This window comes from Pseudomonas botevensis, assembly GCF_019145475.1.
In the GTDB taxonomy this organism is placed as follows: domain Bacteria; phylum Pseudomonadota; class Gammaproteobacteria; order Pseudomonadales; family Pseudomonadaceae; genus Aquipseudomonas; species Aquipseudomonas botevensis.
On the sequence record NZ_JAHTKI010000001.1, the window covers coordinates 768128 to 780161 of the forward strand.

Annotated in this window: 13 protein-coding genes; 5 read left to right on the plus strand and 8 right to left on the minus strand. The window is 59.0% G+C overall.

Annotation, left to right across the window (positions count from 1 at the left end):
* Nucleotides 1-41 precede the first annotated feature (41 nt).
* Both KVQ74_RS03570 and speD read left to right on the plus strand, forming a co-directional pair.
* Entirely contained in the window at nucleotides 42-464 is a 423-nt protein-coding gene (locus KVQ74_RS03570) for an OsmC family protein (RefSeq protein ID WP_003228794.1), read from the plus strand.
* 237 nt (nucleotides 465-701) lie between these two features.
* A complete protein-coding gene (speD, locus tag KVQ74_RS03575; RefSeq protein ID WP_217829611.1) occupies nucleotides 702-1496 on the plus strand; it encodes an adenosylmethionine decarboxylase in 795 nt (264 codons plus the stop codon).
* 91 nt (nucleotides 1497-1587) lie between these two features.
* Here speD and coq7 read toward each other — a convergent pair whose 3' ends face one another.
* From coq7 to hemJ, 6 genes are all read right to left on the minus strand, one after another.
* Nucleotides 1588-2235, minus strand: coding sequence for a 2-polyprenyl-3-methyl-6-methoxy-1,4-benzoquinone monooxygenase (gene coq7 / locus KVQ74_RS03580; RefSeq protein WP_217829612.1), 648 nt, complete (start codon nucleotides 2233-2235; stop codon nucleotides 1588-1590).
* A 153-nt stretch (nucleotides 2236-2388) separates the two neighbouring features.
* Nucleotides 2389-2727: a histidine triad nucleotide-binding protein gene (locus tag KVQ74_RS03585; protein ID WP_217829613.1), complete on the minus strand. Its 339-nt coding sequence runs from the start codon at nucleotides 2725-2727 to the stop codon at nucleotides 2389-2391.
* Nucleotides 2728-2806: 79 nt separating this feature from the next.
* Nucleotides 2807-3595, minus strand: a complete 789-nt coding sequence (locus KVQ74_RS03590; RefSeq protein WP_217829614.1) for an SDR family NAD(P)-dependent oxidoreductase — start codon at nucleotides 3593-3595, stop codon at nucleotides 2807-2809.
* A gap of 61 nt (nucleotides 3596-3656) precedes the next feature.
* Nucleotides 3657-4607 carry a DUF805 domain-containing protein gene (locus KVQ74_RS03595; protein ID WP_217829615.1) on the minus strand — a complete coding sequence of 317 codons (951 nt, stop codon included), beginning with the start codon at nucleotides 4605-4607 and terminating at the stop codon, nucleotides 3657-3659.
* 87 nt (nucleotides 4608-4694) lie between these two features.
* Nucleotides 4695-5663 carry an NAD(P)H-dependent flavin oxidoreductase gene (locus tag KVQ74_RS03600; RefSeq protein ID WP_217829616.1) on the minus strand — a complete coding sequence of 323 codons (969 nt, stop codon included), beginning with the start codon at nucleotides 5661-5663 and terminating at the stop codon, nucleotides 4695-4697.
* A 33-nt stretch (nucleotides 5664-5696) separates the two neighbouring features.
* A complete protein-coding gene (gene hemJ / locus KVQ74_RS03605; protein WP_217829617.1) occupies nucleotides 5697-6125 on the minus strand; it encodes a protoporphyrinogen oxidase HemJ in 429 nt (142 codons plus the stop codon).
* A gap of 135 nt (nucleotides 6126-6260) precedes the next feature.
* Here hemJ and argC point away from each other — a divergent pair, with 135 nt between their 5' ends.
* Together argC and erpA are read left to right on the plus strand one after the other, a co-directional pair.
* Nucleotides 6261-7295 (plus strand): N-acetyl-gamma-glutamyl-phosphate reductase, encoded by a 1035-nt coding sequence (gene argC / locus KVQ74_RS03610; protein WP_217829618.1) that lies wholly within the window; start codon nucleotides 6261-6263, stop codon nucleotides 7293-7295.
* A gap of 167 nt (nucleotides 7296-7462) precedes the next feature.
* The gene (gene erpA / locus KVQ74_RS03615) at nucleotides 7463-7813 is read left to right on the plus strand and encodes an iron-sulfur cluster insertion protein ErpA (RefSeq protein WP_003228776.1); all 351 of its coding nucleotides are present in this window, start codon (nucleotides 7463-7465) and stop codon (nucleotides 7811-7813) included.
* A 73-nt stretch (nucleotides 7814-7886) separates the two neighbouring features.
* On the opposite strand, the gene KVQ74_RS03620 is transcribed toward erpA, so the two are convergent.
* Together KVQ74_RS03620 and KVQ74_RS03625 are read right to left on the minus strand one after the other, a co-directional pair.
* On the minus strand, nucleotides 7887-8978 hold the full coding sequence (locus KVQ74_RS03620; RefSeq protein ID WP_217829619.1) for an anhydro-N-acetylmuramic acid kinase: 1092 nt from the start codon (nucleotides 8976-8978) through the stop codon (nucleotides 7887-7889).
* A 3-nt stretch (nucleotides 8979-8981) separates the two neighbouring features.
* Entirely contained in the window at nucleotides 8982-10406 is a 1425-nt protein-coding gene (locus KVQ74_RS03625) for a peptidoglycan DD-metalloendopeptidase family protein (protein ID WP_217829620.1), read from the minus strand.
* Nucleotides 10407-10616: 210 nt separating this feature from the next.
* Here KVQ74_RS03625 and tyrS point away from each other — a divergent pair, with 210 nt between their 5' ends.
* Nucleotides 10617-11816 carry a tyrosine--tRNA ligase gene (gene tyrS, locus KVQ74_RS03630; RefSeq protein ID WP_217829621.1) on the plus strand — a complete coding sequence of 400 codons (1200 nt, stop codon included), beginning with the start codon at nucleotides 10617-10619 and terminating at the stop codon, nucleotides 11814-11816.
* The last annotated feature ends 218 nt before the right edge of the window (nucleotides 11817-12034 follow it).

Consider the following 12034-nt stretch of genomic DNA (forward strand, 5'->3'; position numbering starts at 1 on the left):
GCTAAGCTGGCGACCCTTTTTTATACAGTGGAGTCTCGGCGATGAAGGCACGCATCCAATGGGCTGGCGAAGCCATGTTCCTCGGCGAATCCGGCAGCGGCCATGTCGTGGTCATGGACGGTCCGCCGGACGCCGGTGGTCGCAACCTGGGTGTCCGCCCGATGGAAATGCTCCTGCTCGGCGTTGGCGGTTGCAGCAATTTCGACGTGGTCAGCATTCTGAAGAAGTCCCGCCAGGCCGTTGAAAGCTGCGAAGCCTTCCTCGAAGCCGAGCGCGCAACCGAAGACCCGAAGGTGTTCACCAAGATCCACATGCATTTCGTGGTCAAGGGCCGTGGCCTGAAAGAAGCCCAGGTCAAACGCGCCATCGAGCTCTCCGCCGAGAAATATTGCTCGGCCTCGATCATGCTCGGCGCGGCCGGCGTGGCGATCACCCACGACTACGAAATCGTCGAACTCGGTTGAACCGACATTCAACTATCATAAAAGCAGTGCAGACTCTGGCGATCCCCCGCTGACGTCTGCATAATGCGCCACTTTTTTCAGGGCAGTGATCGGTCAGCCGACAGGTCAGCCGCCTGAACAGATAACCAAAATCGCCATCGCGAAGAGGTGTTAACCGTCCTACGCAGGTGCGTCGTTCGCACTTGACGGGCATGCTTGATCACGCGGCCATGCCGCATACATAGAGAGTTTTTAACGGTGAAAAGCAAACTCAAGCTCCACGGGTTCAATAACCTGACAAAGACCTTGAGCTTCAACATCTATGACATCTGCTACGCGGAAACCCCGCAAGACCAGCAGGCCTACGTCGAGTACATCAACCAAGAGTACAACGCCGAACGCCTGACGCAGATCCTCACGGAAGTTGTCGAAATCATTGGTGCCAACATTCTGAACATTGCCAGTCAGAACTATGAGCCTCAGGGTGCCAGCGTCACGATTCTGATCTCTGAAGAACCGGTCACCCCGACCGAAAGCCAGATCGAAGAGTCTCCTGGTCCACTGCCCGAAATCATCCTGGCCCACCTCGACAAGAGCCACATCACGGTGCATACCTACCCGGAAATCCATCCGGACGCCGGTATTGCAACCTTCCGTGTGGATATCGACGTTTCGACCTGTGGCGTCATTTCACCGCTCAAAGCGCTCAACTTCCTGATTCACCAGTTCGATTCGGACATCGTGACCGTGGATTACCGTGTGCGCGGCTTTACCCGTGATGTTGAAGGCAACAAGCACTTCATCGACCACGAGATCAACTCGATCCAGAACTACCTTTCCGACGACACTCGCGACGCGTATCAGATGACCGACGTGAACGTGTACCAGGAAAACCTGTTCCACACCAAAATGCTGCTGAAGAACTTCGAACTGGACAACTACCTGTTCGGCGACGCCACCAGCAACCTGTCTACCGAGCAGCGCGCTCAGGTGACCGAGCGTGTGAAACACGAAATGCTGGAAATCTTCTACGCACGCAATATGCCGAGCTAAGAAGTCCGGGCACAAAAAAGGCGACTTCGGTCGCCTTTTTTCATGTCTGCTCCCCCACGGTGGGAGCAGACTCGCCCGTGAAGAGGCCCTGTCAGATCCGGTAAGTGCTCTTGGTCATCACTTTAGCCAACAGACTCATACCGAACTTCACCGGTGCAGGAAAGCGGAAACCGCCGGCATCCAGCGCACTTTCCGCGTGATGTTCCTCATCGATGCGCATCTGCTCCAGAATCGCCCGGGACTTCTCGTCCTCGGCTGGCAGTTGCTCCAGATGCTCATTCAGGTGTTTGCACACCTGATGTTCGGTGGCCGCGACGAAACCGAGGCTGACCTTGTCACTGATCAGTCCGGCCACGGCACCGATGCCGAAGGACATGCCGTAGAACAGCGGGTTGAGCACGCTGGTGTGGCTGCCCAACTGGTGAATGCGTTGTTCGCACCAGACCAGATGGTCGATTTCTTCTTCGGCCGCATGCTCCATGGCTTCGCGCACCTGGGGCAGCTTGGCGGTCAAGGCCTGGCCCTGGTACAGCGCCTGGGCACAGACTTCACCGGTGTGGTTGATGCGCATCAGGCCAGCAACGTGGCGGGTGTCTTCATCGCTCATTTGCACATCGGGCTGCACGATGGCCGGCGACGGACGGTACGGCTGGCCGCTGAAGGGCAGCAGGGTACGCATCGCGGCATCGGCTTGCAGCAGAAGGCGGTCAATCGGCGAGTAGTGACGTTGGGTAGTCATGCTGACCTCCGGGAGGAATCTCGGCGGCCAGTTTAACCGAATCGGCCGGCGGAAGGTTTGCGCTGGGTCATTTCCCGCGCGGCCATGCTGTTGCGGGAGCGGGCCTGCTCGCGAAAGCGGAGTTTCCGGCACACCAGCGCTCCCACGGACGGATCAGCCCGGCGGCCAGTTCATCTGGCGCTGTCCAAGGACATGCATATGAATGTGGTAGACGGTCTGTCCACCTTTTTCATTGCAGTTCATCACCACCCGGAAACCTTCCTCGCAACCCAGCTCCAGCGCCAGGCGTTGAGCGGTGAACAGAATGTGTCCGGCCAGGGCCTTGTCGTCCTCGGTCAGATCATTGAGGGTGCGCACCGGTTTTTTCGGGATCACCAGAAAATGCACCGGTGCCTGTGGGGCGATGTCGTGGAACGCCAGAACCTGGTCGTCCTCGTAAATGATCCTGGCCGGGATTTCCCGGTTGATGATCTTGGTGAACAGAGTATCCACTGCTGTTTTCTCCGTTGTTTGGGCAGGCCTGAGTGTACTCATGGGAAATTGCCCCGCCCAGTGTTTTACCGTTGGCCGTTCAGCGCGGGCAGTAAGCCTTGTTGACCATGCCGACCACGGTGCGATTGAGCCAGCGCGATCCGAGCCGTGGCAAAAAGGCGAACCAGCGGTTCGTCCGGCCGGGGATGATGATCGCGCGGTTTTTTTCCAGGGCGCGCACGGTATACAGCGCGACCTCCTCAGGAGTCATCATCAGTCTGCTGGCGTTGAGTTTGTCGTTATCCAGTTGTGCGGTGCGAAAGAAACCCGTGCGGGTCGGGCCGGGGCAAAGCACCGAAACCTTTACCGCGCATTTTTTCAGCTCTACCCGCAGTGCCTCGGAAAAGTGCAGCACGTAAGCCTTGCTCGCGTAGTAGGTGCTCATCCATGGGCCGGGGTTGAACGCTGCGACGGAGGCGACATTGAGAATCTGTCCGCCCCCCTGCAGCGCCATGCTGTTGCCAATCGCATGGCACAGACGGGTGAGCGCGAGGATGTTCACTTCGATCAGGTCTTGCTCGGTCATCCAGTCCTGGGCCAGGAACGGGCCGCAAGTGCCAATGCCGGCGCAGTTCACCAGCAGATCGATCTGCCGGTCACCTTCTTCCAGTTCCAGTAAGAAGCCGGACAGGCGCAGCGGTTCACCGAGGTCGCAGGCGCGGAACAGAACCTCCACGCCGAAGCGCTGGGTCAGTTCAATCGCGATGCTTTCCAGCTGATCACGCTGTCGGGCCACCAGAATCAGGCTGCGACCCCGGCGAGCCAGGGCTTCGGCCATGGCCAGGCCGATGCCGCTGGAGGCGCCGGTGATCAGAGCGTAACGGGTCATGCAATTCTCCATCGCAACAGCTCCGCGTCGTCGACGCAGGTGTCGCGACGGGGAGCGCTGTTCATTCTTTCGCAGAGTCTACAGGGGCCTGGGCCTCTTCGGCTGCATCGGCTGCCGAATCCACTGCCGGCTCGACCTCGACGTCAATCTCGTCGGTGGTCACCGAGCCGCTTTCGTAGCTGCTTTCCAGGCTGCTTTCATATTCCTGCTGGATCGCCGAGATCCCGCCGACCATCGCGCCGACAAAGAACAATCCGATCACCACAATCCACAACGAGCACAGCACCTTGACCGCCGTGCTGTTGGGGGGAGGCGGCGCCCCGTAGCGGTTGGCGCCGGTGGTGCCGGGCATGATCATCATTACCAGCGGGAAAAAGCTGCCCACGAACGGCACGAGGTTCAGCAGCCAGAGCCAGCCCGACCAGCCGATGTCGTGCAGGCGCTGAACGCTGAACAGGATGCTGACGATCATGAAGGCCAGGAACAGGAAGAAGGCAACGATGCCGCCAATGATCAGGCCGGCTGTCGAGTCGGTGCTGACCAGACCAAGGCCGATGAGTGCGAACACCCCGACAATGGGCATGGCCACCAGGCTCAAGACCATGGACCACGCGAGAAAGCGCAGTCGACCGATACGCCCGTCGACACCGAACGGCTTGAGCGCGGCGAACTCCGGCAGATTCTCGCCGACCCGGGCGCGAGGCGGGGCATAGGGGGAGTCCGGTTCGGCGACGGCCGCCGAATGTTCCTGCACGTCCGACAGGTTCAGCTCAATGACCGTTTCCGGTTCGATCCGGGCGTCGATCCCGGTCTTGCTCAGTGCCTGGAGATAGGTCTGAGCATCGTTGTGCGACAGGTCACGCTTGAGCGCGACCGTGCTGCCATTGAACAGGCGCTCGATGGCGGCGACGTCGCTTTTGAACAGCTCGGCCAGATTGAACTTGGCGCTGGTGATATCGACACCGTGCTGTAATGCACCGTCGAAAACGATTTTGTAGCGGGGGTCGCTCATGGCCGAGGCATCCTTGTCGCGAATTCAGTTGGAAAGTGTTGCAGTCAATCAGTGTAAGGCCGGCCGGGTCGAAACCGGCCGGTTTTATCAGCGTGGCCAGCGTTTCGGCAGTTCGGTCGCGCGAGCCAGCGCCTGGCGGTACTCGGTGTCGAGGCGTGCAACCAGCTGATCGACACTTGGCAGATCATCGATATCCCCCACGCCCTGACCGGCGGACCACACGGTTTTCCAGGCTTTGGCTTCATCGTTGATCGGTTTGAGCTTGTCACCGAAGTTCACTTCGCCCTTGCCCTGCAGCGCGGCCATATCGAAACCGGCGGCTTCCAGGCTCTGGCGCATGAAACTGGCCGGTACTCCAGACACGGCAGGAGTATGAATGATGTCGGCGGCTTTGGCAGTCAGCAGCATCTCTTTGTAGGCGTCAGGCGCATGACTTTCGGTGGTGCCGATAAATCGCGTGCCGAAGTAGGCCAAATCCGCACCGAGCAGCTGCGCGGCGAGAATCTCATGGCCGTGGTTCAAACATCCTGCAAGCAGCAGGGTCTTGTCGAAGAACTGACGGATTTCGGCGATCAGCGAAAACGGGCTCCAGGTGCCGGCATGACCGCCGGCGCCGGCCGCGACGGCGATCAAGCCATCGACGCCGGCCTGAGCTGCCTTTTCCGCATGGCGGCGGGTGGTCACATCATGGAACACCAGGCCGCCATAGCTGTGTACGGCATCCACCACTTCTTTCACCGCACCGAGGCTGGTGATGACAATCGGTACTTTGTGCTCGACGCAGATGTTCAGGTCCGCCTGCAAGCGCGGGTTGCTGTTGTGAACGATAAGGTTCACTGCATACGGTGCCGGGTTGTCCAGCGTCGCCAGTCCCGCCTCGATCTGTTCCAGCCAGGCCTTGAAGCCGCTGCTTTCGCGCTGGTTCAGCGCCGGGAAGCTGCCGACCACACCGTTTCGGCAGCAGGCGAGCACCAGTTCCGGGTTGGAAATCAAAAACATCGGCGCCGCCACAACGGGCAGGCGCAGACGTTGATCGAGCAGAGCGGGCAGCGACATTGGAAGTCCCCCTGTCAGTTGTGTCTGTTTGAGTTAGAACGGTTTGACCACGACCAGAATTACGATCGCCAGTAATATCAGAACCGGCACCTCATTGAACCAGCGGTAAAAGACATGGCTGCGGGTGTTCTCGCCACGGGCGAAGCGTTTTACCTGCGCACCGCACATATGGTGATAGCCGATCAGCAGGACGACCAGGGTCAGTTTGGCGTGTATCCAGCCGCCCTGGCTGAAGATGCCCGGATTGAGGTAGATCAGCCAGCCACCGAAGATCAGCGTGGCGATCATCGCCGGCCCCATGATGCCGCGATACAACTTGCGCTCCATGATGCTGAACCGCTCTTTGCTGACGGAGTCCTCGCTTTGCGCGTGATAAACGAACAGACGAGGCAGGTAGAACAGTCCGGCGAACCAGCAGACGACGCTGACGATATGAAACGCTTTGAGCCACAGATAGAGCATTTTTTGTTATCCCAGGATTCACGGTAGCCGGGATAGTAGAGGCTTGAGCGTCCGCACGTCACCTTGACGGTTGTCGCAGGGGCGCGTGGCCCCTATTATCGACGGCTTTCCAGTGGGTTCGTTGAGGGCAGGTTTATGGTCAAGGTCGGTATCGTCGGCGGCACGGGTTACACCGGTGTCGAACTGCTGCGTCTGTTGGCACAGCATCCACAGGCAGAGGTGGTGGTCATCACTTCCCGATCCGAGGCCGGTCTGGCCGTGGCTGACATGTACCCGAACCTGCGCGGCCACTACGACGGCCTGGCGTTCAGCGTGCCGGACATCAAGACCCTGGGCGCCTGCGACGTGGTGTTCTTCGCCACTCCGCATGGCGTTGCCCACGCCCTGGCCGGCGAATTACTGGCGGCGGGCACCAAGGTCATCGACCTGTCGGCCGACTTCCGTCTGCAGGACGCCGATGAATGGGCCAAGTGGTACAACCAGCCGCACGGCGCTCCGGAGTTGCTGGACGAGGCGGTCTACGGTCTGCCTGAAGTCAATCGCGAACAGATCAAGAAAGCCCGTCTGATCGCGGTGCCGGGTTGCTACCCGACGGCGACTCAGCTGGGCTTCCTGCCGTTGCTCGAAGCCGGCCTGGCTGACACCTCCCGCCTGATTGCCGACTGCAAGTCCGGTGTCAGCGGCGCCGGTCGTGGCGCTTCTGTAGGTTCGCTGTACTCCGAGACGTCGGAAAGCATGAAGGCTTACGCGGTGAAAGGTCACCGTCATCTGCCGGAAATCCGCCAGGGACTGCGCCGCGCGGCGGGCAAGGATGTCGGTCTGACGTTCGTGCCGCATCTGACGCCGATGATCCGTGGCATTCACTCCACGCTGTACGCAACCGTGGTCGACCGTTCGGTGGATCTGCAAGCGCTGTTCGAAAAGCGTTATGCCAACGAGCCGTTCGTCGACGTGATGCCTGCCGGCAGCCATCCTGAAACCCGTAGCGTGCGCGGTGCCAACGTCTGCCGCATCGCCGTACATCGTCCGCAGGATGGTGATCTGGTGGTGGTGTTGTCGGTGATCGACAATCTGGTGAAAGGTGCTTCGGGTCAGGCGGTGCAGAACCTGAACATTCTGTTCGGGCTGGATGAGCGTCTGGGGCTGTCCCACGCCGGCATGCTGCCGTAACACGGTATTGCGCACAGCAAAAAGGCCCGTTGAACGGGCCTTTTTGCTTTCTGTCCGGATGATCGGCTTATTGATATACCGTAACAATAGTTGACCGATTTTCTAGGACAAGCGGATAATGCGCGTCATCACGCATTATGGCGGCGTAACGCCGGGAGATAGTCAGCATGAGCGTCGAATCCTTCACCCCCACGGCTTTGCAATTCACCCAGGGTGCCGCGCACAAGGTGAAGAGCCTGGTCGATGAAGAGGGGAATGATCGCTTGAAGCTGCGCGTATTCGTTACGGGCGGCGGTTGTTCAGGTTTTCAGTACGGTTTCACTTTCGATGAAGATGTGGCCGAAGACGACACCATCGTCGAGCGCGAAGGCGTGAGCCTGGTGGTCGACCCAATGAGTTTCCAGTACCTGGCCGGTGCCGAGGTCGATTATCAGGAAGGTCTGGAAGGTTCGCGCTTCGTGATCAAGAACCCGAACGCCACCACGACCTGTGGTTGCGGCTCTTCGTTCTCGATCTGATCGCACTTCACGGCAGATAACAAAACGCCGCAGGGCCTTACGGTTCTGCGGCGTTTTGCTGTGTGCGGTTTTGTCAGTTGGGGTAGATGGCGCCGAGTACGCGCAGGCCACGGGCGCCGGTGACGCTCGGGCGATTGGCGGCGATGCCCTCCAGGCAGCAATGGGCCAGCCAGGCGAAGGCCATGGCTTCGACCCAGTCCGGATCGACACCGTGGGTCGCGGTGCTGGCGACTTTTGCGTTTGGCAGCAGGCTGGCCAGGCGCGCCATCAGTGCAGCGTTGTGAGCACCGCCACCGCAGACCAGCAGTTCCTGCGTATTCGACTGAGCGCTTTGCAGTGAGTCGACGATGGTCAGGGCGGTCAGCTCCAGCAGCGTCGCCTGCACGTTTTCCGCTGCGAAGCTCGGCAAGCGCGACAAGTGCTGTTCCAGCCAAGGCAGGTTGAACACTTCGCGGCCCGTGCTTTTCGGGCCTTTGGTCACGAAGAACGGATCGCTGAGCAGGGCCGCGAGCAGTTTGGGTTCAACGGCACCGCTGGCGGCCCATCGGCCATTACGATCGTAGTTTTCCCCCCGCTGCCGGTGAATCCAGGCGTCCATCAGCACATTCCCCGGACCGCAGTCGAAACCGGCTACAGGCTTGTTCGTCTCGATCAGACTGAGATTGCTGAAACCGCCGACATTCAACACGGCGCGGTTGCCGCTGCTTTCTTCGAACAGCGCTTCATGGAAGGCTGGCACCAGGGGTGCGCCCTGACCGCCGGCGGCGACATCACGGCTGCGGAAGTCACTGACGACGGTGATGCCGGTCAGCTCCGTGAGCAGGGCAGGGTTGCCTATCTGCACGGTAAAGCCGCGTGCCGGTTCGTGACGAATCGTCTGGCCATGACTGCCGATCGCGCGAATCGCTTGCGGTTTGAGCTGCTGCTGTTCGAGGAGGGCGTTGATTCCCTGCGCCGCGAGCTTCACCCAGTTCTGCTGGGCAATCGCCGAGCGGGCGATCTCGTCCGGGCCGCTGGCGCACAAGCCAAGCAGCTCGGCGCGCAGGGATTCGGGCATGGGGATGTAATGTGTGGCGATCAGGTTGATCGCCGTGGTTTGCTCGATCAGGGCGATGTCCAGCCCGTCGAGACTGGTGCCGGACATCACGCCGATATACAGAGCCATGGCTTAGCGTTTGCTCGAGGCCAGCATGGTGGCCTTCTCTTGATCCATCCGTGCCATCAGCGGCTGGCTCTGCGCCAGGAAGCGTGCGCGCTCGGATTTGGCGATCGGGTCGGCCATCGGCAGCTTCTGGCCCAATGGGTCGACGTGAACGCCGTTGACCTGGAACTCATAGTGCAGGTGCGGGCCCGTGGACAGGCCAGTGGTGCCGATGTAACCGATGACCTGTCCCTGCTTGACGGTGCCGCCGGTCTTGACGCCCTTGGCGAAGCCTTGCATATGGCCATACAGCGTGCGGTAAGTATTGCCGTGCTGGATGATCACGGTATTGCCGTAACCGCCACGGCGGCCGGCCAACAGTACTTTGCCGTCACCGGCGGCCTTGATCGGCGTACCGCGTGGTGCTGCGTAATCGACGCCTTTGTGGGCGCGGATCTTGTTGAGGATCGGGTGCTTGCGGCCCATGGAGAACTTCGAACTGATGCGGGCAAAGTCCACCGGTGTACGGATGAACGCCTTGCGCATGCTGTTGCCATCGGCGGTGTAATAGCTGCTGTTGCCCTGCTTGTTGGTGTAGCGCACGGCGGTGTAGGTCTTGCCGCGGTTGGTGAAGCGGGCCGACAGAATCGGGCCGTTGCCGACGGCTTTGCCATTGACCACTTTCTGCTCATAGATTACGTCGAACTCGTCGCCCTGACGGATATCCTGAGCAAAGTCGACGTCGTAGCCAAACACACTGGCCATGTCCATGGTCAGGCTGTGGGACAGGCCGGCGCGGGCGGCGGACTGCGACAGCGAGCTGTTGATCACGCCGTGGACGTAGGCCGTGCGAACGGTAGGTTTGGCGGTAACGCGGTTGAACACGTAACCCTTGTCGTTCCTGGTCAGGGTAATGGTTTCGACATCGCTGACCTTGCTGTGCAGGTTGGTCAGTTCGCCCTTTGGATTCAATTCGAATTCGAGTTTCTGGCCATGCTTGAGCTGGCTGAACTGCTTGGCTTGCTTGTCGCTGGCCAGTACTTCATGGACTGCGGCGGCCGGGAGACCGACCTTTTCAAACAGTGTCGACAGCGTATCGCCCTTGCTGACGATTACTTCTCGATGGCCTGGAGCTTTCTTTTCTTCAACAACAGGTGCCGGCGCAGGCGCGGCCTGGGCGGTTTCCGGCGTGTCCTCTGCGTCGTTTTCGATCTGCGCGAAAGGCGAAGCTACAGGTTCATTTGTGGCTTGGACCGCTTCGGCAGCGTCTTGATCTTGTGTCAGTTGTTCAGCAGGACTTTCCAGCTCAAGGCTCAAAGTCGTCTTTTTGGCTTCAACATCACTGGAAGGGAATACCAGGAGCGCCAGACTGAGAAGGGCGGCGATGCCACTTGCCGCGAGCAAGTGGGTCTTCGGGTAAAGCGGTGGCGCTTTAGACGGTTCAGTGGTCATAAGTGATTTGACTTTGAAAAAGATGAATTGGAAAAGATGAATGACATGATGAAGATGAAATAACTGTATAAAATATAACCAAATCATCTCTTAGGCAAGTCTACAGACATCCTGTCTGTGGATTGGTGTCCGTGCGCCGGGCAAAACTTGTATTTGGTGCGCGATCTTGTATGGTTGGTTCCCTTTGAATCTGAGCCTTGCGGGTCTGTTATGAAGTCGGTTGAAGAGCAGCTAGCGCTGATTAAACGTGGTGCGGAAGAACTGTTGGTCGAGTCCGAGCTGATCGAAAAGCTCAAGCGCGGCCAGCCGCTGCGAATCAAGGCTGGCTTCGATCCGACTGCGCCGGATCTGCACTTGGGTCACACCGTGCTTATTAATAAGCTGCGTCAGTTCCAGGAGCTGGGGCATCAGGTGATCTTCCTTATTGGTGACTTCACCGGGATGATTGGTGATCCGAGTGGCAAGAGTGCTACTCGCCCGCCGCTGACTCGTGAGCAGGTTCTGGAAAACGCCGAGACCTACAAGACTCAGGTGTTCAAGATTCTTGATCCGGCGAAGACCGAAGTTGCTTTCAACTCCACCTGGATGGATCAGATGGGGCCTGCGGACTTTATTCGCCTGACCTCGCAATACACCGTTGCTCGCATGCTTGAGCGTGACGATTTCGACAAGCGTTACACCACCAATCAGCCGATCGCCATTCATGAGTTCCTCTATCCGCTGGTCCAGGGTTATGACTCGGTGGCCTTGCGTGCGGATGTCGAGTTGGGCGGGACCGATCAGAAGTTCAACCTGCTGATGGGGCGTGAGTTGCAGCGTGGTTATGGTCAGGAGGCTCAGTGCATCTTGACCATGCCGCTGCTCGAAGGTCTGGATGGTGTGAAGAAGATGTCCAAGTCGTTGGGCAACTATGTCGGTATCCAGGAAGCACCGGGCGTCATGTACAGCAAGCTCGTTTCGATTCCGGACTCGCTGATGTGGCGTTATTTCGAGTTGCTCAGCTTCCGTACGATGGATGAGATCAATGCTTTCCGTGCTGATGTCGAGGCGGGTGCGAATCCGCGCGACATCAAGATCAAGCTGGCTGAAGAGATTGTTGCGCGCTTCCATGGTGAGGAGGCGGCGGCCAGTGCCCACCGTGGTGCGGGCAATCGCATGAAGGATGGCGAGTTGCCGGATGATCTGCCGGAGATCGAGTTGACTGCTGGCGAAGATATGCCGATCGCTGCCGTCCTCAATAAGGCAGGTCTGGTAAAGAACTCGGCAGCGGCGCGTGATCTTCTGGCCTCTGGCGGCGTGCGCATTGATGGTGAGGTTGTTGATCGCTCCTTTATATGTGCGCTGGGTGCGACCTTCGTTTGCCAGGCTGGCAAGAAGGCATTTGCACGGATTTCGTTGAAATCGGAATAAAGTTGAAAAGAAGGGGTTGACGGCGAATTTTAGATCTCTATAATTCGCCCCACTTCCGGCGCAGTCGAAACGGAAAACTCCTTGAGATTCAACGAGTTAGAAGGTTTTCGACAGCGGATCGCTTCAGTTCATCGAAGCCTGGGAGGCGTTGAAAGAGTGGTGATGTTTAGCTCTTTTAACGTTTCGATCTTCTCGATCGAAAGCGGAGAAAAAGAGGT